A 24,811-nucleotide genomic window follows, 5' to 3' on the forward strand; every position below is an offset into this window, starting at 1 on the left:
CTCAAAGGATGCCGCCGACATCTACGACGATTTCCCCTTCATCGTAGCCGCCGATCAGGGAAAATACTGATCCCCGTTGCACGGGCAACCCCTAGGTTGCGATGGCATAAGTTACTGATTATATTGGATAAGTTTAAGGTGCAACCTCGCTTGCAATTTGGTTGCACCTTTTTATTGTGTGCCGTAGGATTTCGCGCATCCTCTCACGTCACTGGCCGGCTTTCGTCCGGCGCACGAAACCATCATGGCAAGCACCACCCTTGGCGTCAAAGTCGATGACCTGCTCCGCTCGCGCCTGAAAGACGCGGCGACGCGGCTCGAACGCACTCCCCACTGGCTGATCAAGCAGGCGATCTTCGCGTATCTCGAACGCATCGAGCACGGTCAGCTGCCACCTGAGCTGTCCGGCCACAGCGGCGTCACCGAGCTGGCCGACAGCCACACCGGCGACGGCGACGACGACAACTCGCCGCATCCGTTCCTCGAGTTCGCGCAGAACGTGCAGCCGCAATCGGTGCTGCGCGCGGCGATCACCGCCGCGTACCGCCGCCCCGAGCCGGAATGCCTGCCGTTCCTGATCGGCCAGGCGCGGCTGCCCGCGAACCTGCAGGCGGACGTGCAAGCGCTCGCGACGAAGCTCGTCGAGGCGCTGCGCGAGAAGAGCTCGGGCGGCGGCGTCGAAGGACTGATCCATGAATTCTCGCTGTCGAGCCAGGAAGGCGTCGCGCTGATGTGTCTCGCGGAAGCGCTCCTGCGCATCCCCGACCGCGCAACCCGCGACGCGCTGATCCGCGACAAGATCAGCAAGGGCGACTGGCGCTCGCACGTCGGCCACGCGCCGTCGCTGTTCGTCAACGCGGCGACCTGGGGGCTGATGATCACCGGCAAGCTCGTCACGACCAACAGCGAAGCGGGCCTGTCGTCGGCGCTCACGCGCCTGATCGGCAAGGGCGGCGAGCCGCTGATCCGCAAGGGCGTCGACATGGCGATGCGCCTGATGGGCGAGCAGTTCGTGACCGGCGAGACGATCTCGGAAGCGCTCGCGAACAGCCGCAAGTACGAAGCGCGCGGCTTCCGCTACTCGTACGACATGCTCGGCGAAGCGGCGACGACCGAAGAGGACGCGCTGCGCTACTACGCGTCGTACGAGCAGGCGATCCACGCGATCGGCAAGGCGGCCGGCGGCCGCGGCATCTACGAAGGCCCGGGCATCTCGATCAAGCTGTCGGCGCTGCACGCGCGCTACTCGCGCTCGCAGCAGGAACGCACGATGACCGAGCTGCTGCCGCGCGTGCGCGCCCTTGCGCTGCTCGCGCGCCGCTATGACATCGGCCTGAACATCGACGCGGAGGAAGCGGACCGTCTCGAGCTGTCGCTCGACCTGCTCGAGGCGCTGTGCTTCGATCCGGAGCTGGCGGGCTGGAACGGCATCGGCTTCGTCGTGCAGGGCTACCAGAAGCGTTGCCCGTTCGTGATCGACTACCTGATCGATCTCGCGCGCCGCAGCCGTCACCGCCTGATGATCCGCCTCGTGAAGGGCGCGTACTGGGACAGCGAGGTCAAGCGTGCGCAGGTCGACGGCCTCGAAGGCTATCCGGTCTACACGCGCAAGATCTACACCGACGTGTCGTACCTCGCGTGCGCGAAGAAGCTGCTCGCGGCGCCGGACGCCGTCTACCCGCAGTTCGCGACGCACAACGCGTACACGCTCGCGGCGATCTACCAGCTCGCCGGCCAGAACTACTACCCGGGCCAGTACGAATTCCAGTGCCTGCACGGGATGGGCGAGCCGCTGTACGAGGAAGTCACCGGCCGCGACAAGCTGAACCGCCCGTGCCGCGTGTACGCGCCGGTCGGCACGCACGAGACGCTGCTGGCGTACCTCGTGCGCCGCCTGCTGGAGAACGGCGCGAACACGTCGTTCGTGAACCGCATCGCCGACAAGACCGTGTCGGTGAAGGAGCTGGTCGCCGATCCGGTCGAGGAGGCGCTGAAGGTCGTGCCGCTCGGCGCGCCGCACGCGAAGATCCCGCTGCCGCGCAACCTGTATGGCGACGAGCGCTCCAACTCGATGGGCCTCGACCTGTCGAACGAGCACCGCCTCGCGTCGCTGTCGTCCGCGCTGCTCGCGAGCGCGCACCATCCGTGGCGCGCCGCGCCGATGCTCGCCGACGACGCAGTGACCGACGCGCCGGCCCGCGACGTGCGCAACCCGGCCGACCAGCGCGACGTCGTCGGCGCGGTCAGCGAAGCGACCGCCGAGCACGTGAGCGCCGCGCTCGCGCATGCGGTGGCCGCCGCGCCGATCTGGCAGGCGACCCCGGTCGACGCGCGCGCCGACTGCCTCGCACGCGCGGCCGACCTGCTCGAAGCGCAGATGCACACGCTGATGGGCCTGATCGTGCGCGAAGCGGGCAAGTCGCTGCCGAACGCGATCGCGGAAATCCGCGAGGCGGTCGATTTCCTGCGCTATTACGCCGCGCAGATCCGCGACGAATTCTCGAACGATACGCACCGTCCGCTCGGTCCCGTGGTCTGCATCAGCCCGTGGAACTTCCCGCTCGCGATCTTCATGGGGCAGGTGGCGGCAGCGCTCGCGGCCGGCAACACGGTGCTCGCGAAGCCGGCCGAACAGACCCCGCTGATCGCCGCGCAAGCGGTGCGCATCCTGCGCGAGGCCGGCGTGCCGGCCGGGGCGGTGCAACTGCTGCCGGGCACCGGCGAGACGGTCGGTGCGGCGCTGGTCGCCGATGCGCGCACCCGCGCGGTGATGTTCACCGGCTCGACGGAAGTCGCGCGCCTGATCAACAAGACGCTGTCGGCACGCCTCGATCCGGACGGCAAGCCGATTCCGCTGATCGCCGAGACGGGCGGCCAGAACGCGATGATCGTCGATTCGTCGGCGCTCGCCGAGCAGGTCGTCGCGGACGTGATGCAGTCGTCGTTCGATTCCGCCGGTCAACGGTGTTCGGCGCTGCGCGTTCTGTGTCTGCAGGACGATGTCGCGGACCGCACGCTGACGATGCTGAAAGGCGCAATGCAGGAACTCGCACTCGGCAACCCGGACCGCCTGTCGACCGACGTCGGCCCGGTGATCGACGGCGAAGCGAAGCAGACGATCGACACGCACGTCGCGGCGATGAAGGACAAGGGCCACGGGGTGACGCAGCTGCCGATGCCGGAAGCCTGCACGTACGGCACGTTCGTGCCGCCGACGCTGATCGAGATCGGCAGTGTCGACGAGCTGAAGCGCGAGGTGTTCGGCCCGGTGCTGCACGTCGTGCGGTATCGCCGCAGCGCGCTGGACAAGCTGCTCGAGCAGATCCGCGCGACCGGCTATGGCCTGACGCTCGGCATCCACACGCGGATCGACGAGACGATCGCGCACGTGATCGAGCGCGCGCACGTCGGCAACATCTACGTGAACCGCAACGTGATCGGCGCGGTGGTCGGCGTGCAGCCGTTCGGCGGCGAAGGCTTGTCGGGCACGGGCCCGAAGGCGGGCGGCGCGCTGTACCTGCAGCGCCTGCTCGCGACGCGCCCGTCCGGCCTGCCGCGCGCGCTCGCGGACATGCTGATCGCGGACGACGTCGCCGAAGGCGAGAAGCGCGAGAATCCGGCGGCGGCGCTGACGGCGCTGCGCGACTGGCTGATCGAGCAACGCGAGCCGGCACAGGCGGCGCGCTGCGACGGCTACCTCGCGCAGGTGCCGGCGGGCGCGACGGCGGTGCTGACTGGCCCGACGGGCGAGCGCAACACGTATACACTCGGGCCGCGCGGCACGGTGCTGTGCGTCGCGGCGACGCCGAGCGGCGCGCGTGCGCAGTTCGCGGCGGTGCTCGCGACCGGTAACCGCGCACTGTTCGCGGGCGCGGCGGGCGAGGCGCTGGTCGCCGCGCTGCCGGCGGCGCTGAAGGCGCATGCGGGCGTGCGCAAGCAGGCGGATGCGGCGTTCGACGCGGTGCTGTTCGAAGGCGACAGCGACGAGCTGCAGACGCTGGTGAAGGAAGTCGCGCAGCGGCCGGGCCCGATCGTGTCGGTGCAGGGCGTGTCGGCGGGCGCGTTCGAGAACGGAGACGCGGAAGACTACGCGCTCGAGCGTCTGCTGACGGAGCGCTCGGTCAGCGTGAACACCGCTGCGGCGGGCGGCAATGCGAATTTGATGACGATCGGCTGATCATCCTTGCCGTTCGGATCAAGAAAAGGAAGCGGCAAGGCGATCCCGAAGCCGCTCCATTTATACCTGGTACCTAGGAGAAGCTATGCAACACACGATGAAAAAGCTGGCAGGCGCGACGTTCGTTGCGGTCATGTCGCTGGCGGGGACTGCGCATGCGGATGACGTGAAGGTCGGCTACGCAGGGCCGATGACGGGTGCGCAGGCGCATTACGGCAAGGACATGCAGAACGGCATCGTGCTCGCGATCGAGGATTTCAACGCGACCAAGCCGGTGATCGGCGGCAAGCCGGTGAAGTTCGTGCTCGACACGCAGGACGACCAGGCTGACCCGCGCACGGGCACGACGGTCGCGCAGAAGCTCGTCGACGACGGCATCAAGGGGATGCTCGGCCACTTCAACTCGGGCACGACGATTCCGGCCTCGCGCATCTACGCGAACGCGGGCATTCCGCAGATCGCGATGGCGACCGCGCCGGAATACACGCAGCAGGGCTACAAGACGACCTTCCGCATGATGACGTCCGACACGCAGCAGGGCTCGGTGGCCGGCATGTTCGTCGCGAAGGATCTCGGCCTGAAGAAGATCGCGATCGTCGACGACCGCACCGCTTACGGCCAGGGTCTCGCCGACCAGTTCGAGAAGGCTGCGAAGGCCGCCGGCGCGACGATCGTGATGCGCGAATTCACGAACGACAAGGCCGTCGACTTCAAGGCGATCCTGACGAAGCTGAAGGCAGCGCAGCCGGACATCGTCTACTACGGCGGCGCGGATTCGCAGGCGGCGCCGATGGTCAAGCAGATGAAGGCGCTGGGCTTCAAGGCGCCGCTGATGGGCGGCGAAATGGTGAAGACGCCGACGTTCCTGAAGATCGCGGGTGACGCGGCCGACGGCACGATCGCTTCGCTCGCGGGCCTGCCGCTCGACGAGATGCCTGGCGGCAAGTCGTACGCCGACAAGTACAAGAAGCGCTTCGGCGAGGACGTGCAGACCTACTCGCCGTATTCGTACGACGGCGCGATGGCGCTGTTCAACGCGATGAAGAAGGCGAACTCGACCGATCCGGCGAAGTACCTGCCGCTGCTCGCGAAGACCGACATGCCCGGCGTCACGTCGACCCACCTCGCGTACGACGCGAAGGGCGACCTGAAGAACGGCGGCATCACGATGTACAAGGTCGAGAAGGGCGAGTGGAAGCCGCTGAAGAGCATCGGCGGCAAGTAAGCATCGTGTCGGCGGGCGGCGGCTGCCGCCCGTGCGGCATATCGAAAGCCATCGGACTGGAAGGTCCGGTGGCTTTTTTCTTTGTGCCGGCGCTTAACCGTCCCGCCTGCGCAGCAGGAACTTCTGCAGCTTGCCCGTCGGCGTGCGCGGCAGCGCGTCCGCGAACACGACTTCGCGCGGCACCTTGTACGCGGCGAGCCGTTGCGCGCAGAACGCGCGCAGCGTGTCCGAGTCGCGCGCCGCGCCGGCGCGCACGACGACGTGCGCGACCACCGTCTCGCCCCATTCCGGATGCGGGATGCCGACGACGGCCGCGTCGGCCACGTCCGGATGCGCGCCCAGCACATCCTCCACTTCCTTCGAATAGACGTTCTCGCCACCCGTGACGATCATGTCCTTCAGCCGGTCGACGAGGAACAGGTAGCCATCCTGATCGATGCGCGCGACGTCGCCGGTGCGATACCAGCCGCCCGGCGCGAACGCGGCGCGCGTCGCGGCCGGATCGTCGAGATAGCCGAGCATCATGCTGTCGGTCTTCAGCCAGATCTCGCCGGTCTCGCCCGGCCGCGCGTCGGCGCCGTCCGTGCGCACGACGCGCAGGTCGACGCCGGGCCCGCCGTGATGGCCGATCGAGCCGGCCTTCGCGACCTGCTCGTCCGGATACAGCGAGGTGCCGGCAGGTCCCGTCTCGGTCATCCCGTACACCTGGAAGAATGCGCCGCCCCGGTACGCATGCGCGAGCCGCCCGGCCTGCGCGGCGCCGATCGGCCCGCCGCCGTAGATCCATGCGCGCACGCTCGCCAGGTCGAACGCGGCGAAGCCCTCGACCAGGTCGAGCGGCAGCGTGTACGACACCGGCGCGCCGAAATAGAGCGTCACGCGCTCGCGCTCGACCGTCTGCAGGAAGCGCAGCGGATGGTATTCGCGCAGCAGCACGACGGTGCCGCCCGCCATCAGCGTGCCGGCGAACCAGTTGTTGAGCGGCGACGAATGCCAGATCGGCATCGCCATCAGCGTGCGCTCGTCGCGCGTGATCGACAGCGCGAGCGCGGCCTGCATCGCCGCGAGCGTCACCGTGCGATGGCTGTGCATGCAGCCCTTCGGGCGGCCGGTCGTGCCGGACGTGTAAAGGATCTGTGCGAGGTCGCCGTCGGCGGGTTCGATGCCGGGGATGCCGTCCGCTGCCGCGAGCATCGTGTCGAAGCACGGCAGGCCGGCGGGCGCGCCTTCCGTCACGAGGCGCTGCGCAGGGTGCGCGACGCGTTCGAGCACGGGCGCGAGCGACGCGTCGAACAGGATCGCCTTGCTGCCGCTGTGCGCGAGCACGTAGTCGACTTCGGCCGCCTGCAGCTTGTGGTTGACGGGCACGAACGCCGCGCCGAGCCGCCACGCGCCGAACAGCAGGTCGACGAACGCGGGCGTGTTGAAGCACATCGCCGCGACGCGGTCGCCCGCCGCGACGCCGAGCGCGCTCAGCACGGCCGCCGCGCGGTGCGAGCGGTCGCGCGCCTGTTCGTAGGTGATCGTCGCGCCGTCGTGGCGCAGGAACGGTTTGTCGGGCGTGGCGCGCGCGGCGCGGTCGAGGGCGGCGACGAGGTTCATTGAAGTCTCCGGAGCCAAGCCGAGGCGAATGGCGCGCGGCGCGGCGGTCACGCGGGGTACGCGCGCTGCAGCAGCGCGGCGACGTCGACGCCGCGCGGATCGAAGCCGCCCGCGATGCGGCCCCACGCCGGCTCGGCGAGCCGCGTCGCGACGAACGCGTCGGCGACCGCCGCCGGCGCGTCGCGCCGCAGCAGGCACGCCTGCGCGGCGAGCACGAGACGCTGCGCGAACAGGCGGCCGGACGCTTCGAGCGTATCGGGCGGCGCGGCGAGCATCGCGCGCAATGCGTCGAGCGCGGCGCGGATGCGCGGCTCGTCGCCGCCCAGCTCGCGCAGCTCGTCGAGCAGCGCGGCGGCCGCGTCCGGCTCGCGCGACACCGCGCGCAGCACGTCGAGGCACATCACGTTGCCGGAGCCTTCCCAGATCGAGTTCACGGGCGCTTCGCGGAACAGCCGCGCGATCGGGCCGTCGTCGACGTAGCCGTTGCCGCCGAATACTTCCATCACTTCGCCGGTCAGCTCGACCGCGCGCTTGCAGACCCAGAATTTCGCGGCGGGCGTGACGATCCGTTTCCACGCGCGCTCGCCCGGCGTGTCGTCGCGCTCGAACGCGGCGGCGAGCCGCATCGCCAGCGTGAGCGCCGCCTCGCTTTCGAGCGCGAGATCGGCGAGCACGGTGCGCATCAGCGGCTGCTCGGCCAGCGCGCGGCCGAACGCATGGCGCTGGCGCGTGTACGCGATCGCCTGCACGACGCCCTGGCGCAGCATCGCCGCGCTGCCGAGCACGCAGCTCAGGCGCGTGTAGGTCGCCATCTCGATGATGGTCGGGATGCCGCGGCCTTCGTCGCCGAGCATGATGCCCCACGCGTCGTCCAGCTCGATCTCGCTGCTCGAGTTGCTGCGGTTGCCGACCTTGTTCTTCAGGCGCTGGATCTCGACCGCGTTCTTCGTGCCGTCGGGCCGCCAGCGCGGCACGTAGAAGCACGACGGGCCGCCGGCGTCGGTGCGCGCGACGACGAGGTGCGCGTCGCACATCGGTGCGGAGAAGAACCACTTGTGGCCGCGCAGCCGGTATTCGCCGCCGCGGTCGCCCGCGCCGATAGGCGTCGCGAGCGTCGTGTTCGCGCGCACGTCGGAGCCGCCCTGTTTCTCGGTCATGCCCATGCCGATCCAGATCGAGCGCTTGTCCGCGACCGGCACGTCGCGCGGGTCGTAGACGTCGCTGTAGAGCTTGTCGCGCAGCATCTCCCACAGCGCGGGCTCCTTTTGCAGCACCGGGATCGCGGCCTGCGTCATCGTCGCCGGGCACAGCGTGCCGGCCTCGATCTGGCCGTGCAGGTAGAAGCCGGCCGCGTTCGCCGCCCAGCGGCCGGGGCGCGTGTCGCGGAACGCGAGCGACACGAAGCCTTCGTCGCGATACAGGCCCAGCAGCGCGTGCCAGGCCGGATGGAACTCGACGCGGTCGACGCGCCGGCCGCGCCGGTCGAATGCGTTCAGTTCGGGCGCATGGCGGTTCGCGTCGTCGGCGAGCTGCGCGGTGTCGGCGCTGCCGAGCCGCGCGCCGTAGGCGTCGAGCTGCGGCGCGGCCCAGTCGGCGCCGGCGCGCGCGAGCGCCTCGCGCAGCGCGGCGTCGGTCGTGAAGAGGTTATAGTCGACGAGTTCGTCGAACTGGTTCGAGACTGCGTGCGTCGGGCCTGTCATCGATGTGTCTCCGGTCCCATCCAGGGCTTCGTCTTGTCCTGATTCCAGAGTAGCAAATATGCCGCCGCGACATGTTCAGGTTCCGGCGCCGCCCGGCACGCCGGCGGCGCAACCCCGGCCCGCGCTGCGCCGCCGGCCGCGCCAGCCGCGCGCGCAGGCGAGCTCCGACGCGCTGCAGCAGGCGTTCGTTCAGCTTTTGCTCGAGCGCGGCTACGCGAAGGCGACGATCCGCGAGATCGCGGCGGTGGCGGGCGTGAGCGTCGGCACCTTCTACGAGTATTTCGCCGACAAGCAGAGCCTCGCGGCGCTGTGCATCCACCGGCGCGTGCAGGCGATGGCCGAACGGCTGCGCGCCGCGGCGCACGCGTTGCGCGGCCGGCCGCGCGCCGAAGTGGCCGCCGCGTTCGTCGATCTGCAGGTCGACATCGTGAACGCGGACGCCGAATTGTGGAGCGCGCTGTTCGCGCTCGAGCGGCAGGTGTCGCCGATTGCCGCGTACCGGCGTCATTACGACGGGTACGTCGAACTGTGGCGCGACGCGCTGGCGCACGCGGCCGATCCGCCGCCGGCTGAGCGGCTCGGCGAAGTCGCACGGCTCGCGCATTCGCTCTGCTACGGCTGGGTGTCGCAGTCGCTGCTGACGCGCGGGCCCGCGCCCGGCGCAGCCGCGCTGCGCGACGAACTGCACGCGGCGCTGCAGGCATATCTCGCCGCCGTGCCGGGGGGGCGTCTCTAGTTCGAAATGCGCTCGTTGCATGACGAGCGCCGTCAATCCTCGCAAGAATCCCATTGGTGCGATGCCGGCCATGATCTGAATGCATGGCTGCCATGACTATCTTTCGATTGCCGCGCGATATTGGCTGCGGCTAAATCGGTTGAACGATCCGGATGCGCATGCCGCGTCCGCCCGCGCACCAACCAGGAGGAGTCATGCGAAGCGCCACCGCGCCCCGTTCGAAGCTGCCCGACGTCGGGACGACGATCTTCACCGTGATCGGCCAGCTCGCCGCGCAGCACGATGCGCTGAACCTGTCGCAGGGCGCGCCGAATTTCGCGCCCGATCCGGCGCTCGTCGAAGGCGTCGCGCGCGCGATGCGCGACGGGCACAACCAGTACGCGCCGATGGCCGGCGTCGCGCGGCTGCGCGAGCGGCTCGCCGACAAGACCGAGGCGCTCTACGGCACGCGCTACGACCCGGCCACCGAGGTCACGGTGATCGCGAGCGCGAGCGAAGGCCTGTACGCGACGATCAGCGCGCTCGTGCATCCGGGCGACGAGGTGATCTACTTCGAGCCGTCGTTCGACAGCTACGCGCCGATCGTGCGGATGCAGGGCGCGATGCCGGTCGCGATCAAGCTGTCGCCCGCGCATTTCCGCGTCGACTGGGACGAGGTGGCCGCGGCGATCACGCCGCGCACGCGGATGATCATCGTCAACACGCCGCACAACCCGACCGCGACGGTGTTTTCCGAAGCCGACGTCGCACGCCTCGCGCAGCTCACGCGCGGCACCGACATCGTGATCCTGTCCGACGAGGTCTACGAGCACGTCGTGTTCGACGGCGCGCTGCACCAGAGCATGGCGCGGCATCGCGAGCTGGCCGAGCGCAGCGTGATCGTGTCGTCGTTCGGCAAGTCGTTCCACGTGACCGGCTGGCGGGTCGGCTACTGCCTCGCGCCGGCCGAGCTGATGGACGAGATCCGCAAGGTGCACCAGTTCATGGTGTTCTCGGCCGACACGCCGATGCAGATCGCGTTCGCCGAGGTCCTCGCGCAGCCCGACAGCTATCTCGGCCTGGCGGCGTTCTACCAGGGCAAGCGCGACCTGCTCGCGCGCGAGCTGGCCGATTCGCGCTTCGAGCTGCTGCCGAGCGAAGGCTCGTTCTTCATGCTCGCGCGGTTCCGCCATTTCTCCGACGAGCGCGACAGCGATTTCGTGCTGCGCCTGATCCGCGACGCGCGCGTCGCGACGATTCCACTGTCGGCGTTCTACACCGACGGCACCGACGCCGGCGTGATCCGGCTCAGCTTTTCGAAGGACGACGCGACGCTGATCGAAGGCGCGCGCCGGTTGCGCGGCATCTGACCACCACTTCGGTCGACACGGGAGACCTCGATGAAACACCTGAAACTCTGGCTCGCGCTCGCCTGCGCGTTCGGCTCCGGCGCGGCGTGCGCCGACGGGCAGCAGACGCTGCGCTTCGGCCTCGAGGCGCAATATCCGCCGTTCGAATCGAAGGCGCCGAACGGCGACCTGCAGGGCTTCGACATCGACGTCGGCAATGCGGTCTGCCAGACCGCGAAGCTGTCGTGCAAATGGGTCGAGACCTCGTTCGACGGGCTGATCCCCGCGCTGCAGGGCCGCAAGTTCGACGCGATCAACTCCGCGATGAACGCGACCGAGCAGCGGCGCCAGGCGATCGACTTCACGACGATCATCTATCGCGTGCCGACGCAGCTGATCGCGCGCAACGGCAGCGGCCTGCAGCCGACCCCGGAAGCGCTGAAGGGCAAGCGGGTCGGCGTGCTGCAGGCGTCGATCCAGGAAACCTATGCGAAGGCGCACTGGGAGCCGGCCGGCGTCTCGGTCGTCGCGTACCAGGACCAGAACCAGGCGTACGCGGATCTCGTGTCGGGCCGCCTCGACGCGACGCTGGTGCTCGCGCCGTCCGGACAGCGCGGCTTCCTGTCGCGCCCGGACGGCAAGGACTTCTCGTTCGCCGGGCAGCCGGTGCGCGACGACCGGATTCTCGGCAACGGTATTGCATTCGGCCTGCGCAAGGGCGACGACGCGCTGAAGGCGAAGCTGAACGCCGCGATCGACAGGCTGAAGGCCGACGGCACGGTCAAGACGCTGGGCCGGAAGTACTTCGGCGATATCGACATCTCGACCAAGTAAGGATCGCGAAGTGATGCCCAGCAGCGATCAGGCGGCCGCGGCCGGCGGCGACGCGATCGTCGCCGCGCTCGTCGCGGAACTCGGCACGGCATGCGTGACGCCGGCGGCCGACATCGAGCCGCGCTTTTTCACCGCGTACAACGAGCCGCCCGGCGTGCGGCCGCGCGCGCTCGCCTTGTGCTCGCGGCTCGGGCAGCCGGTCGTGCCGCAGGGCGGGCTGACCGGGCTGGCGCGCGGCGCGGTGCCGCTCGGCGGCGAGGTGGTGCTGGCGATGGAGCGGTTCGCGGGCGTCGAGTCGCTCGACGCCGCGGCGGGCACGATCACGGTGCGCGCCGGCACGCCGCTGCAGACGGTGCAGGAGGCCGCGCAAGCGGCGGGCTTCACGTTCGGCGTCGACCTGGGCGCGCGCGGGTCGTGCCAGATCGGCGGCGCGCTCGCGACCAACGCGGGCGGCACGCGCGCGATCCGCTACGGGATGATGCGCGAACAGGTGCTCGGGCTCGAGGCGGTGCTGGCGGACGGCACCGTCGTGTCCTCGATGAACCGGATGCTGAAGAACAACGCGGGCTACGACCTGAAGCAGCTGTTCATCGGCAGCGAAGGCACGCTCGGCGTCATCACGCGCGCGGTGCTGCGGCTGCATCCGCAACTGGCCGCAACTGCGACCGCGCTTTGCCGGGTTGCCGGCTACGACGCGGTGGTCGGGCTATGGAACCGCGTGCGCGCGCTGCCCGAGGTGGTCAGTTTCGAGGCGATGTGGCCGGCGTTCTACCGATATGTCGCCGCGCACACGCCCGGGGTCGCCGCGCCGTTTGCCGCCGACGACGATTTCGCGGTGCTGATCGAATGCGCGACGAGCGCGCCGGGCGGGGATGCGCGACACGCGCTCGAAACTTGCCTCACCGATTGCTTCGATGCGGGGCTCGTCGGCGACGCGGCGCTCGCGACGTCGGAGCGGCAGGCGCGCGACATGTGGACGCTGCGCGAAGGCCTCGCGATCGACGCGCTGCCGAATCTCGTCAACTTCGACGTGAGCCTGCCGACGGGCGAGCTCGGCGCGTTCGCCGAGCGTTGCGAGGCGGCGCTGCGCGCGCGCTGGCCGGCGGCGGTGTGCCTGTTCTTCGGGCACGTCGGCGACGGCAACGTGCATATCGGCGTGTCGCTTGCGGCGCACGACGCCGCGACCGGCGACGAACTGGATCGGGTTGTCTATGCGGTCGTGCAGGCGATGGGCGGCTCGATTTCCGCCGAGCACGGGATCGGCGTGCTGAAGCGCCCGTATCTCGGCTGCACGCGCAGCGACGCGGAAATCGGCGTGATGCGCCGGCTGAAGGACGCGCTCGATCCGCATCACATCCTGAATCCCGGCAAGGTGCTTTGACGCGCGGCGCGAGGCCGGCCTGCCGCCGGCCCGGGTTCGATCAGCCGTCGACCCAGCGCAGCGCGCCGATCCGCAGGTGTTCGACGACGCTGCGCAACCAGCCGAGCTCGGCGTCGAGCAGCACGAGCGCATGCTCGTTCTGCAGCAGGAACAGGCGCGGCACCTGGTCGGCCTGCGCAGTGTTGCGCAGCGATTCGAGACGCGCGCGTTCGGCTTCGAGCAAGGCGATGCGGCGCTCGAGCTGCTGACGGGCGTCGTCGGCGTCGAGCAGCGGCAGGAACGCGAGCCCCGCGCCGAACGCGGGAAACTCGCGGGCGGGTTCCGCGAGCTGCGCACGCAGCCACGCCTCCCCGGCGGCGCGCCCGGCATCGGTGAGTTCGTAGCGGGTGCGCTCCGGAAACGCGCCGTCGCGCTCGGTGTCGTGCACGGCGATCAGGCCGTCGCGCAGCAGGCGGTCGATCGTCTGGTACAGGCTCGTGCGCTGCCGCACGTTGACGACTTCGTCGTGGCCGCGCGCTTTCAGTTGCTGCAGCATCCCATACGGATGCATCGGGCTTTCGGTGAGCGTCGCGAGGATCGCGAGCGCCAGCGGCGATGGACGGCTCATGGGGAATAAATAGTCTTGCTATGTCTAGTCAAATTATGACTAGTTTATGCGTGACTATCATATCCGGCAAGGGTTTCAGCCGAGGTGCGAGCGTTTCGCGGCCGGCGCGACCGTCTCCATCGTCGCGAGACCGTGCACGATCCCGCAGTCCTCGACCGAGTGCTCGCCCACGCATTGGCGGCGCAATTCGGTCAGCTGGTCGCGCAAGTGCGTCAGTTCGGCCAGCCGCGCGTCGACGTGCCCGATGTGTTCGTCGAGCAGCGCGTTGATCGAATCGCAGCGATCCGCGGGCGTATCGGTGAGGCGCAGCAGCGCGCGGATTTCGTCGTGCGCCATGTCGAGCGCGCGGCAGTTGCGGATGAAGCGCAGCCGTTCGACGTGGGTTTCCGTGTAGTTCCGGTAGTTCGCGTCGGTGCGCTCCGCATCGGGCATCAGCCCCTCCTTCTCGTAGAAGCGGATCGTCTCGGGCGTGCAGCGCGCCGCCTTGGCCAGTTCGCCGATCTTCATACTTTTCTCCCGCTGAAGGGTTGACCTTGTAGTGGCTTCAGGGTGTTAACTCTACACCGTCAAGCTATTAAGGAGTTTGTGATGACCGAGGCCCTGCGTACCCCCGACGAACGAACCCGCGCGGACGGCGAGGCCGGCGCATGCTGCGCCGATGCGCACGGCGTGTGCGACGTCCGCGCGGCGGATGTCGCCGGCGCGCAAGCGGCTGCACCGGCGAAGAAGTCGCACGGGTGCGGCCATGACCACGACCACGGTCATGCACATGAACACGGTGAGGGCGCGGTGCACGACGACGGCGAAGCGCACGCGCACGATCACGATCACGATCACGATCACGATCACGATGGCGCGCACACGTGCAGCCACGGTGCGGCGCAGGGTCACGATCATGCGCATGACCATGCGCACGACCACGACCACGACCACGACCACGACCACGACCACGACCACGACCACGACCACGACCACGACCACGACCACGCGGCCGGCGCCTGCTGCGCGCCCGCCGCGCTGACGCTCGCGCCGCTGCCCGCGTCGCAGGCGATCGCGTCGGGCAACGTGCGTTCCGCGTTCCGGATCATGCAGATGGACTGCCCGACCGAGGAGACGCTGATCCGCAAGAAGCTCGGCGGGATGCGCGAGGTGTCGGCGCTCGAATTCAACCTGATGCAGCGGATGCTGACGGTCGACCATGCGCCCGGCGCGCAGGCCGCGATCGCCGGCGCGATCCGCTCGCTCGGCATGACGCCCGAAGCCGCGTCCGCCGATGCGCCGCCGTCGCCCGCGCGCGCCGAGCCGGCGAAGCCGTGGTGGCCGCTCGCGCTGGCCGGCGTCGCCGCGATCGCGTCGGAGGCTGCGAGCTGGGCCGGCCTGCCGTCGTGGCTGTCGGCGGTGCTCGCGCTCGGCGCGGTGCTCGCGTGCGGGATCACGACCTACAAGAAGGGCTGGATCGCGCTGCGCAACGGCAACCTGAACATCAACGCGCTGATGAGCATCGCGGTGACGGGCGCGATGGCGATCGGCCAGTGGCCCGAAGCCGCGATGGTGATGGTGCTGTTCACGATCGCCGAACTGATCGAGGCGAAGTCGCTCGACCGCGCGCGCAATGCGATCCAGGGCCTGATGCGGCTCGCGCCGGATACGGCGACGGTGCGCGACGCCGACGGCTCGTGGCGCACCGTCGAGGCCGCGCAAGTCGCGCTCGGCGCGGTCGTGCGCGTGAAGCCGGGCGAGCGGATCGGCCTCGACGGCGAAGTGGTCGACGGCCGCTCGACCGTGAACCAGGCGCCGATCACCGGCGAGAGCCTGCCCGTCGAGAAGGCGGCCGGCGATACCGTGTTCGCCGGCACGATCAACGAATCCGGCTCGTTCGAATACCGGGTGACCGCGGTCGCGTCGAACACGACGCTCGCGCGCATCATCCACGCGGTCGAGGAGGCGCAGGGCGCGAAGGCGCCGACGCAGCGCTTCGTCGACCAGTTCGCGCGCGTCTATACGCCGATCGTGTTCGCGATCGCGCTGCTGGTCGCCGTGGCGCCGCCGCTCGTCGTGGGCGGCGCGTGGCACGAATGGATCTACCGTGCGCTCGTGCTGCTGGTGATCGCGTGCCCGTGCGCGCTCGTGATCTCGACGCCGGTGACGATCGTGTCGGGCCTCGCGGCCGCGGCGCGGCGCGGGATTCTGGTGAAGGGCGGCGTGTACCTGGAAGAGGGGCGCAAGCTCGCGTGGCTCGCGCTCGACAAGACCGGCACGATCACGCACGGCAAGCCGGTGCAGACCGATTTCGCGCTGCGCGCGGCCGACGTCGACGCCGTGCGCGTCCGGCAACTCGCCGCGAGCCTGGCCGCGCGCTCGGATCACCCGGTGTCGCAGGCGATCGCGGCGGCGGCGCGCGCAGAGGGCGTCGCGTCGTTCGCCGACGTGCAGGACTTCGAAGCGCTCGTCGGACGCGGCGTGCGCGGCGCGATCGACGGCGCGCGCTACTGGCTCGGCAACCACCGGCTTGTCGAGGAGCTGGAACGCTGCTCGCCGTCGCTGGAAGCGCAGCTCGACGCGCTGGAGCGCGAGGGCAAGAGCGTCGTGATGCTGATCGACGAGGCCCGCGTGCTCGGCGTGTTCGCGGTCGCCGACACGATCAAGGACACGAGCCGCGCGGCGATCGCCGAGCTGCATGCGCTCGGCATTCGCACCGCGATGCTGACGGGCGACAACCCGCACACCGCGCAGGCGATCGCGCAGCAGGCCGGCATCGACGACGCGCGCGGCAACCAGCTGCCCGAGGACAAGCTCGCGGCGGTCGAGGAGCTCGCCACCGGCGGCGCGGGCGCGGTCGGGATGGTCGGCGACGGGATCAACGACGCGCCGGCGCTCGCGCGCGCCGACATCGGCTTCGCGATGGGCGCGATGGGCACCGATGCCGCGATCGAGACGGCCGACGTCGCGCTGATGGACGACGACTTGCGCAAGATCCCCGCGTTCGTGCGGCTGTCGCGCGCGACGCATCGCGTGCTGGTGCAGAACATCGGCTTCGCGCTCGGCGTGAAGCTCGTGTTCCTCGGCCTGACCGTCGCGGGGCTCGGCACGATGTGGATGGCGGTGTTCGCCGACGCGGGCGCGAGCCTGATCGTCGTCGGCAACGGCTTGCGCCTGCTGTCCCGCAACAAGGCTGCCTGACAGGCGCACCTACGGCGCAAAGGAGCGGACGATGGGATTCCTGAAATGGATCACGGGCGGCCACGGGTCGCGTGGCCATCACGGCGGCGGCTACGGCAGCGGACATGGCGGTGGCCACGGCAGCCGCGGCAATGACCACCACGCACGCGGCCGCGACCCGCACGGCTGGGGCTGGCAGGCGCCAGCTTCAGGCGGCGCGGGACAGGACGCCGCGCCGCTGCGTCAGCTCGCGTGCGCGGGATGCGGCGCGCTGAACGACGCGCAGGCGCGTTTCTGCACGCAATGCGGCGCGGCGCAGCAAAGCGCCGCGTGCCGCCGATGCCATGCGGCACTGGCCGCGGGCGCGCGCTTCTGCCCGGCGTGCGGCACGCAGGCGGCTTAGCGCCGCGCCGGTTTCCCGCAGGGACGAGCTGGCGAATGTGCGTTGCCGTCGCCCCGCGCCCCAAACGAAGCCTGCGCGAGGGATCGGCGTGCAATTGGCGCGTAACCCGCGCGCGTGGACGGCAGGCGCGTCACCGCAGCGGCAGGTGGATTTCCGTGCGCAGGTCGGCCGCCGCCGTATCCATCGGCGTGTTCAGGTACAGCTCGAACGGCGGCGCGTCGGCGGCTTCGCGGCCGGAGTGGCGCAGCCACTCGCCGTACAGCCACTGGTACGCGGTCTTCAGGTCCGCATAGGGCCCGGTGTGCAGCAGCACCGCGTACTCGCCGCCCGGCACGGTCACGCGCTCGACGGGGGCCGCCGGCTCGACGTCCGGCGCGCCGTCGGCCGGCACGAAGCACGCTTTCGCGCGCAGCTGCGCTTCGGGCGTGGTGTCCGGATCGTCGTAGTAAATCCCGATCATCTTCGCGCCGGGCCCGATGAGCCCGTGTTGCGCGACCCAGCCGCCGATCCGCGCGAACGCGTCGCTGACCAACATGTACGACCCCGTATGGCCGACCGCGTAGCCCTGCAGCGCCGGCAGGCGGCGGATCGAGACTTCATGCTTGAACATGTCTTCTTCTCCTCTCAGTAATGGATAGATCGGGCGATGGACGCCGGCGCGCCGGTGCTGCGCGGGCGGCACGCCGTACGCATCGCGAAACGCGCGCGCGAACGCGGGTGTCGAGCCGTAGCCCGCGCGCCGCGCGACCTGCTCGATCGGCAGCGCGGTGCAGGCGAGATCCTCGGAGGCGCGCGTGATCCGCATCCGCCGCACCGTCGCCAGGATCGACTCGCCGTACAGCGCGCGATAGACGCGATGCCAGTGGTACGGCGACAGGCACGCGATCTCGGCGAGCCGGTTCAGGTCGAGCGTGTCGTCGAGGTGCGTGCGGATGTAGTCGTGCACGCGCGCAAGACGCGTCGAATAGCGGGCCCAGCAAGGCGATTCTGATTTCATCGGCGCACCCGGAACAGGACCGACGTCAAGGTAGCACGCCGCGCTTTGATAAATCTTGCTGAGTTGCGCCGCGCGGGAGCCATGCGGGACTGAACCTGCCCCATTTCTTTTTTGAAATGGGGTCTCGTCCTCATCGATCTATGACTAAAGTTAAAGACGGTGAAATCGGAGGAAAGCGTCATTTTTCTGGGTTAAGTTGCACGAGCAGGATCGCGCGTCATTTCGAAGTACGCAGGTAGTTCGTCGATGTTCAATCGCAACGCCACGTTTTCGGAGGGAAGAAGAAATGGATGCATCCAGCTTCATCACAACGCTGCAGGCCACGCTAGGGGGCTACCTGCCCAAGATCGCCGGCGCGATCGGCATCCTGGTGATCGGCTGGCTGATCGCGGTCGGGGTGCGGGCCGGCACGCTGCGGCTGCTCGGCGCGCTGAAGGTCGACCAGCGGATCACCGAAAGCACCGGCCAGGGTGCGTACGTCGAGCGCATCGTCGCCGGCGGCCTGTTCTGGCTCGTGCTGCTCGTCACCGCGGTGGGCATCTTCAACGTGCTCAACCTGTACGCGGTGTCCAATCCGTTCTCGCTGCTCGTCACCCACATCGTCGACTACCTGCCGAACCTGATCGGCGGCGCGGCGCTCGCGCTGATCGCGTGGCTGATCGCGTCGCTGTTGCGCAGCCTCGCGAACCGCGCGCTGAAAGCCTGCAAGGTCGACGACAAGCTGACCGAAAGCGCCGGCATGCAGCCGATGAGCGGCTATCTCGGCGACGTGCTGTTCTGGCTGGTGATCCTGATGTTCCTGCCGGCGATCCTGTCCGCGTTCGCGCTGTCGGGCCTGCTGGCGCCGGTGCAGGGGATGGTCGACAAGCTGCTCGCGATCGTGCCGAACCTGTTCGCGGCGGCCGTGATCGGCGTCGTCGGCTGGATCGTCGCGCGCGTGCTGCGCGGGCTCGTCACGAACCTGCTGATCGCGGCGGGCGCGGACAAGCTCACCGAGCGCCTCGACAGCCCGACGCCGGTGCGCGTGTCGAGCTTCGTCGGCACGGTCGTCTACGTGTTCGTGTTCGTGCCGACGCTGATCTCCGCGCTCGACGCGCTGAAGATCGACGCGATCTCCGGCCCCGCGACCAACATGCTGAACCAGTTCCTGTCCGCGGTGCCGGACATCGTCGCGGCGCTCGTGATCGTGCTCGTCACGTTCTACTTCGCGCGCTTCGTCGCCGCGCTCGCGCAGAAGCTGCTGGTCGCGGCGGGCGTCGACGGCTTGCCGAAGGTGCTCGGCGTCGAGCCGGTGTTCTCGGGGATGCTGCAGCCGTCGGTGCTGGCCGCGCGGCTGATCGTGTTCTTCGCGATGCTGTTCGCCGCGGTCGAGGCGTCGAACCGGCTCGGCTTCTCGCAGGTGCGCGACATGGTCACGCTGTTCATCGAGTTCGGCGGCCACGTGCTGATGGGCGGCGTGATCCTCGTGATCGGCTTCTGGCTCGCGGGCCTCGCGCGCCGCGTGATCCAGCAGGCGGACACGCAGCACAGCGTGCTGTTCGCGCGCATCGCGCAGTTCGCGATCCTCGGCCTCGTGTTCGCGATGGGGCTGCGCGCGATGGGCATCGCGAACGAGATCGTGCAGCTCGCGTTCGGCCTCGTGCTCGGCGCGATCGCGGTGGCGGTCGCGCTGTCGTTCGGCCTCGGCGGACGTGACGCGGCCGGCAAGCTGCTCGACCGCTGGTTCAACCAGCGCGGCGGCGAGTGAGAAACGAACACGCGACGGGCCGCGCTGACGTTTCGCTTACGGAAACGGCTGCGCGGACCTTTGCCGAATTTCGATAACACGTCGATTAATGACTCACTAGCATCGATTCTCAGTCGTGCAGACCAGCCCGGCGGACGTGCCCTCGCGGCACGCCGCCGGATCGATACGCGGTCTGGCGCCCTTGAGGAGAAACCGATGAAAGCAGAGTCGAATGGCCGGCCCGCCGCCGGCGGCAAGTCGTCCGGCCAGCCCGCGCTGCAGCAGACGCTCGGGACCTGGCAACTGTGGGGCATTGCAGTCGGCCTCGTGATTTCCGGCGAGTACTTCGGCTGGAGTTACGGCTGGGCGAGCGCGGGCACGCTGGGCTTCGTGGTCACCGCGCTGTTCGTCGCGGCGATGTACACGACCTTCATCTTCAGCTTCACCGAGCTGACCACGTCGATTCCGCATGCGGGCGGCCCGTTCGCGTATGCGCGCCGTGCGTTCGGCCCGACGGGCGGCTACCTGGCGGGCGCGGCGACGCTCGTCGAGTTCGTGTTCGCGCCACCCGCGATCGCGCTCGCGATCGGCGCGTACCTGCACGTGCAGTTTCCCGGCCTTGAACCCAAGCACGCGGCGATGGGCGCGTATCTCGTGTTCATGGCGCTGAACATCGTCGGCGTGCAGATTGCCGCGACCTTCGAGCTCGTCGTCACGCTGCTCGCGATCTTCGAGCTGCTGGTGTTCATGGGCGTCGTGTCGCCGGGCTTCGCGTGGAGCAACTTCGTGAAGGGCGGCTGGTCGGGTGCGGATCACTTCAGCCTCGGTTCGTTCCACGGGATGTTCGCGGCGATCCCGTTCGCGATCTGGTTCTTCCTCGCGATCGAAGGCGTCGCGATGGCGGCCGAGGAAGCGAAGAACCCGAAGCGCTCGATCCCGATCGCGTACGTGGCCGGCATCCTGACGCTCGTCATTCTCGCGATCGGCGTGATGGTGTTCGCGGGCGGCGCGGGCGACTGGACCAAGCTCGCGAACATCAACGACCCGCTGCCGCAGGCGATGAAATACATCGTCGGCGAGAACAGCGGCTGGATGCACATGCTCGTGTGGCTCGGCCTGTTCGGCCTCGTCGCGTCGTTCCACGGGATCATCCTCGGCTATTCGCGCCAGATCTTCGCGCTGGCCCGCGAAGGCTACCTGCCGGAGTGGCTCGGGAAGGTGCACCCGCGCTTCAAGACCCCGCATCGCGCGATTCTCGCGGGTGGCGTGGTCGGCATCGCGGCGATCTACAGCGACGAGCTGATCCAGTTCGGCGGCCAGACGCTGACCGCGAACATCGTCACGATGTCGGTGTTCGGCGCGATCGTGATGTATATCGTCAGTATGGCCGCGCTGTTCAAGCTGCGCCGCACGCAGCCGAAGATGGCGCGGCCGTTCCGCGCACCGCTGTATCCGTTCTTCCCGGCGTTCGCGATCGTGGCCGCGCTGATCTGCCTCGCTACGATGGTGTACTTCAACGGGCTGGTCGCGATGGTGTTCGTCGCGTTCCTCGCGCTCGGCTACGCGTACTTCCTCGCGACCCGCGCGCAGCGCGCGGACGCGCCGGGCGACGCGCTGCTGGAGGAATGAAGGTGAAGGGCCGTTGACACGGCATCCGGCGCGCCCTGTCGAAAGGGCGCGCCGTCGGCTTTTGGCAAGGAGACTCGCACGATGTCCTACACGGAGACGATCGGTTCGCGCACCTACCGCTTCGCGGACCTGAAGACGCTGCTCGCGAAGGCGAGCCCGCTGCGTTCCGGCGACCAGCTCGCCGGCGTCGCGGCGGCAAGCGAGGAGGAGCGCGTCGCCGCGAAGATCGCGCTCGCGGGCGTGCCGCTCAAGGCGTTCCTGAGCGAAGCGCTGATTCCGTATGAAGACGACGAGGTCACGCGGCTGATCGTCGACGATCACGACGCGCACGCGTTCGCGGAGATCTCGCACCAGACGGTCGGCGACTTCCGCAACTGGCTGCTGTCGCCGGCGGCCGACGGCGCGGCGCTCGAGCGCATCGCGCCGGGCCTCACGCCGGAGATGGTCGCGGCCGTGTCGAAGCTGATGCGCAACCAGGACCTGATCACGGCGGCACGAAAGCGCCGCGTCGTCACGCGCTTTCGCAACACGGTCGGGCTGCCGGGCCGGATGTCGGTGCGGCTGCAGCCGAACCACCCGACCGACGATGTGAAGGGGATCGCCGCGTCGATGCTCGACGGGCTGATGTACGGCTGCGGCGACGCGATGATCGGCATCAACCCGGCCACCGACAGCCTCGCCGCGATCGTGAAGCTGCTCGCGATGATCGACGGCTTCCGCGAGCGCTACCGCGTGCCGACGCAGTCGTGCGTGCTCACGCACGTGACCAACACGATCGCGGCGATCGAGAAGGGCGCGCCGGTCGATCTGGTGTTCCAGTCGATCGCGGGCACCGAAAAGGCGAACGCGAGCTTCGGCATCTCGCTCGCGCTGCTCGGCGAGGCGCGCGAGGCTGCGCTGTCGCTCAAGCGCGGCACGGTCGGCAACAATCTCATGTACTTCGAGACGGGCCAAGGCAGCGCGCTGTCCGCGAACGCGCACCACGGCGTCGACCAGCAGACCTGCGAGGTGCGTGCGTACGCGGTTGCGCGCAAGTTCGAGCCGTTCCTCGTGAACACGGTGGTCGGGTTCATCGGGCCCGAATACCTGTACGACGGCAAGCAGATCATCCGCGCGGGGCTCGAGGATCACTTCTGCGGCAAGCTGCTCGGCGTGCCGATGGGCTGCGACATCTGCTACACGAACCACGCGGAAGCGGACCAGGACGATATGGACAACCTGCTGACGCTGCTGGGCGCGGCGGGCATCAACTTCATCATGGGGATTCCGGGCGCGGACGACGTGATGCTGAACTACCAGAGCACGTCGTTCCACGACCAGCTGTACGTGCGCGAGGTGCTCGGCCTGCGCCGCGCGCCCGAGTTCGAGGAATGGCTGGAGACGATGGAGATCGCCGACGCGCACGGCGTGCTGCGCGCGGCGTCGGCGCGGGTGCCGCTGCTCGCGGGCGCGAACGAGTGGATGGGGCTTTCAGCATGAGCGACGCCGTCGAAAAGAACCCGTGGGGGCAGCTGAAGTCGTTCACGAACGCGCGGATCGCGCTCGGCCGCGCGGGCAACAGCCTGCCGACCGCGCCGCTGCTCGCGTTCAACCTGTCGCACGCGCAGGCGCGCGACGCGGTGCACCAGCCGCTCGACGCGGACGCGCTGCGTCGCAAGATCGAGGAGGCGGCCGGGCTGCCGACGCTCGGCGTGCAGAGCGCCGCGCCGGATCGCCAGCATTACCTGCGCCGGCCCGACCTCGGCCGCAAGCTGTCCGACGACGACCGCGCGCGGCTTGCCGCGCACGGCGCGGCGCTCGACGATGCGCCGGACATCGTGTTCGTGGTCGGCGACGGGCTGTCCGCGTTCGCGGCCGCGAAGCAGGCGCTGCCGCTGTTGCAGGCGGTACGGCCGCGGCTCGACGCGGACGGCTGGCGGATCGGCCCGGTGGTCGTCGCGCGGCAGGCGCGCGTCGCGCTCGGCGACGAGATCGGCGAGTTGCTGCGCGCGAAGCTCGTCGCGATGCTGATCGGCGAGCGGCCGGGGCTGAGCTCGCCGGACAGCCTCGGCGTCTATCTCACGTGGGCGCCGAAGGTCGGCTGCCACGACGCGCTGCGCAACTGCATCTCGAACGTGCGGCCGGAAGGGCTGCCGTACGACGCGGCCGCGCACAAGCTGCACTACCTGATGACGCATGCGCGCAGGCTCCAGCTGACGGGCGTCGGGCTGAAGGACGACAGCGACGCGCTGCTGCCGCAGGCGGAGGCGGAGCGGATCGGCGCGGCGTGACGGCGGCGCGCCGCTACCTGAACAGCCGCTCGCACAGAAAGTCGACGAACACGCGCAGCTTCGGCGACAGCTGCCGGCTCGACGGCCACACGATCGAGAATTGCCCCGGCGCGATCCGGTAGTCGTCGAGCACGGTGACGAGCGCGCCGTGCGCCAGCGCGTCGCGCGCGAGGAAGTCGGGCATGTAGCCGATGCCGAGGCCCGCGAGCACCGCGCCGCGCAGCGCCTCCATGTTGTTGCAGGTCATCGCGGTGCGCAGCTTCAGCGGCGTGCCGTCGTCGGCCGCGAGCGCCCAGTCCTGCAGCTTGCCCGTGGTCGGGAAGCAGTAGCGCACGCAATCGTGCGCCTCCAGCTCGCGCGGCACGCGCGGCGTGCCCGCCTGCGCGAGATACGCGGGCGTCGCGCACAGCACGAACCCGAACGGGCCGAGCCGCCGCGACATCAGGCTCGAATCCGACAGCGGCCCGCTGCGGATCACCGCGTCGAACCCGCCCTCGACGACGTCCACCATCCTGTCGTTGAAATCGAGGTCCAGCTCGACGTCCGGATAGTGCCGCTTGAACTCCGGCAGCACCGGCAGCAGGAATCGGTAGCCGATCACGGGCAGGCTCACGCGCAGCTTGCCGCGCGGCCGCTGCGCGGACGCGGTCACGGTCGCCTCCGCGTCGCGGAAGTCCTCGAGGATGCGCTGGCAGCGCTCGAAGAAGTGCCGGCCCTCGTCGGTCAGCGTGACGCGGCGCGTGGTGCGGTTGAACAGGCGCACGCCGAGCGACTGTTCGAGCTTCGCGATCGTCTTGCCGACCGCCGACGCCGAGATGCCGAGCGCGCGGCCGGCCGCGACGAAGCTCAGCGTTTCCGCGGTGCGCACGAACGCGACGATGCCGTTCAGGTTGTTCATCGAGGTTCCGGATGCGGGTCTTGACGTTGCAATTCAGGAATTCTAGTCCGCTATATCCGGAGCTCGGCGTGGTTTTTCGGCGATTGAATCGGAATTATCGTGTGTCGCTTCCACGGCGCGGGTGCGCCGAGTCTTCGAG

General features: G+C 69.3%; 18 protein-coding genes. 12 read left to right on the forward strand and 6 right to left on the reverse strand.

The annotated features are described in order from the left end of the window. The first annotated feature begins 244 nt into the window (after positions 1-244). Positions 245-4,177: a trifunctional transcriptional regulator/proline dehydrogenase/L-glutamate gamma-semialdehyde dehydrogenase gene (gene putA, locus B7P44_RS00610; protein WP_084899516.1), complete on the forward strand. Its 3,933-nt coding sequence runs from the start codon at positions 245-247 to the stop codon at positions 4,175-4,177. Between the two features lie 85 nt (positions 4,178-4,262). After that, positions 4,263-5,402 carry a branched-chain amino acid ABC transporter substrate-binding protein gene (locus B7P44_RS00615; RefSeq protein ID WP_084899518.1) on the forward strand — a complete coding sequence of 380 codons (1,140 nt, stop codon included), beginning with the start codon at positions 4,263-4,265 and terminating at the stop codon, positions 5,400-5,402. 93 nt (positions 5,403-5,495) lie between these two features. Here the strand turns inward: B7P44_RS00615 and B7P44_RS00620 are convergent, their stop codons facing one another. Together B7P44_RS00620 and B7P44_RS00625 are read right to left on the reverse strand one after the other, a co-directional pair. Next, positions 5,496-7,004, reverse strand: a complete 1,509-nt coding sequence (locus B7P44_RS00620) for a class I adenylate-forming enzyme family protein (protein WP_084899520.1) — start codon at positions 7,002-7,004, stop codon at positions 5,496-5,498. Between the two features lie 47 nt (positions 7,005-7,051). Beyond that, the gene (locus tag B7P44_RS00625) at positions 7,052-8,704 is read right to left on the reverse strand and encodes an acyl-CoA dehydrogenase family protein (protein WP_084899523.1); all 1,653 of its coding nucleotides are present in this window, start codon (positions 8,702-8,704) and stop codon (positions 7,052-7,054) included. Between the two features lie 58 nt (positions 8,705-8,762). Here B7P44_RS00625 and B7P44_RS00630 point away from each other — a divergent pair, with 58 nt between their 5' ends. The 4 genes from B7P44_RS00630 to B7P44_RS00645 all read left to right on the forward strand — a co-directional run bounded on the left by B7P44_RS00630 (position 8,763) and on the right by B7P44_RS00645 (position 12,983). Beyond that, positions 8,763-9,440, forward strand: a complete 678-nt coding sequence (locus B7P44_RS00630) for a TetR/AcrR family transcriptional regulator (RefSeq protein ID WP_084899526.1) — start codon at positions 8,763-8,765, stop codon at positions 9,438-9,440. 194 nt (positions 9,441-9,634) lie between these two features. Then, entirely contained in the window at positions 9,635-10,789 is a 1,155-nt protein-coding gene (locus B7P44_RS00635) for a pyridoxal phosphate-dependent aminotransferase (RefSeq protein ID WP_084899528.1), read from the forward strand. Between the two features lie 30 nt (positions 10,790-10,819). Then, positions 10,820-11,602: an ABC transporter substrate-binding protein gene (locus tag B7P44_RS00640; RefSeq protein ID WP_084899531.1), complete on the forward strand. Its 783-nt coding sequence runs from the start codon at positions 10,820-10,822 to the stop codon at positions 11,600-11,602. Between the two features lie 13 nt (positions 11,603-11,615). Then, positions 11,616-12,983: an FAD-binding oxidoreductase gene (locus B7P44_RS00645; RefSeq protein ID WP_084899533.1), complete on the forward strand. Its 1,368-nt coding sequence runs from the start codon at positions 11,616-11,618 to the stop codon at positions 12,981-12,983. Positions 12,984-13,023: 40 nt separating this feature from the next. Here B7P44_RS00645 and B7P44_RS00650 read toward each other — a convergent pair whose 3' ends face one another. After that, positions 13,024-13,590 (reverse strand): PadR family transcriptional regulator, encoded by a 567-nt coding sequence (locus B7P44_RS00650; protein WP_084899536.1) that lies wholly within the window; start codon positions 13,588-13,590, stop codon positions 13,024-13,026. Between the two features lie 75 nt (positions 13,591-13,665). Beyond that, entirely contained in the window at positions 13,666-14,097 is a 432-nt protein-coding gene (gene cadR, locus B7P44_RS00655; protein ID WP_084899538.1) for a Cd(II)/Pb(II)-responsive transcriptional regulator, read from the reverse strand. An 81-nt stretch (positions 14,098-14,178) separates the two neighbouring features. On the opposite strand from cadR, the gene B7P44_RS00660 reads away from it, so the two are divergent. Both B7P44_RS00660 and B7P44_RS00665 read left to right on the forward strand, forming a co-directional pair. Continuing rightward, a complete protein-coding gene (locus tag B7P44_RS00660; protein WP_084899540.1) occupies positions 14,179-16,770 on the forward strand; it encodes a heavy metal translocating P-type ATPase in 2,592 nt (863 codons plus the stop codon). A 31-nt stretch (positions 16,771-16,801) separates the two neighbouring features. After that, positions 16,802-17,152 carry a zinc ribbon domain-containing protein gene (locus B7P44_RS00665; protein WP_084899542.1) on the forward strand — a complete coding sequence of 117 codons (351 nt, stop codon included), beginning with the start codon at positions 16,802-16,804 and terminating at the stop codon, positions 17,150-17,152. 130 nt (positions 17,153-17,282) lie between these two features. On the opposite strand, the gene B7P44_RS00670 is transcribed toward B7P44_RS00665, so the two are convergent. Next, complete coding sequence (locus B7P44_RS00670) at positions 17,283-18,149, reverse strand: AraC family transcriptional regulator (protein WP_084899545.1); 867 nt, start codon at positions 18,147-18,149, stop codon at positions 17,283-17,285. A 286-nt stretch (positions 18,150-18,435) separates the two neighbouring features. Between B7P44_RS00670 and B7P44_RS00675 the strand changes: the two genes are divergently transcribed. From B7P44_RS00675 to eutC, 4 genes are all read left to right on the forward strand, one after another. Next, positions 18,436-19,896 (forward strand): mechanosensitive ion channel, encoded by a 1,461-nt coding sequence (locus tag B7P44_RS00675; RefSeq protein WP_084899547.1) that lies wholly within the window; start codon positions 18,436-18,438, stop codon positions 19,894-19,896. Between the two features lie 195 nt (positions 19,897-20,091). Then, the gene (eat, locus tag B7P44_RS00680; RefSeq protein ID WP_084899549.1) at positions 20,092-21,504 is read left to right on the forward strand and encodes an ethanolamine permease; all 1,413 of its coding nucleotides are present in this window, start codon (positions 20,092-20,094) and stop codon (positions 21,502-21,504) included. Positions 21,505-21,585: 81 nt separating this feature from the next. After that, entirely contained in the window at positions 21,586-22,983 is a 1,398-nt protein-coding gene (locus B7P44_RS00685; RefSeq protein ID WP_084899552.1) for an ethanolamine ammonia-lyase subunit EutB, read from the forward strand. Continuing rightward, positions 22,980-23,774 carry an ethanolamine ammonia-lyase subunit EutC gene (eutC, locus tag B7P44_RS00690; protein ID WP_084899556.1) on the forward strand — a complete coding sequence of 265 codons (795 nt, stop codon included), beginning with the start codon at positions 22,980-22,982 and terminating at the stop codon, positions 23,772-23,774. Before B7P44_RS00685 ends, eutC begins: the two co-directional genes overlap by 4 nt. 13 nt (positions 23,775-23,787) lie before the next feature. On the opposite strand, the gene B7P44_RS00695 is transcribed toward eutC, so the two are convergent. Then, positions 23,788-24,672, reverse strand: a complete 885-nt coding sequence (locus tag B7P44_RS00695) for a LysR family transcriptional regulator (RefSeq protein WP_084899559.1) — start codon at positions 24,670-24,672, stop codon at positions 23,788-23,790. Between the last annotated feature and the right edge of the window lie 139 nt (positions 24,673-24,811).

It is taken from the genome of Burkholderia ubonensis subsp. mesacidophila, from assembly GCF_002097715.1.
In the GTDB taxonomy this organism is placed as follows: domain Bacteria; phylum Pseudomonadota; class Gammaproteobacteria; order Burkholderiales; family Burkholderiaceae; genus Burkholderia; species Burkholderia mesacidophila.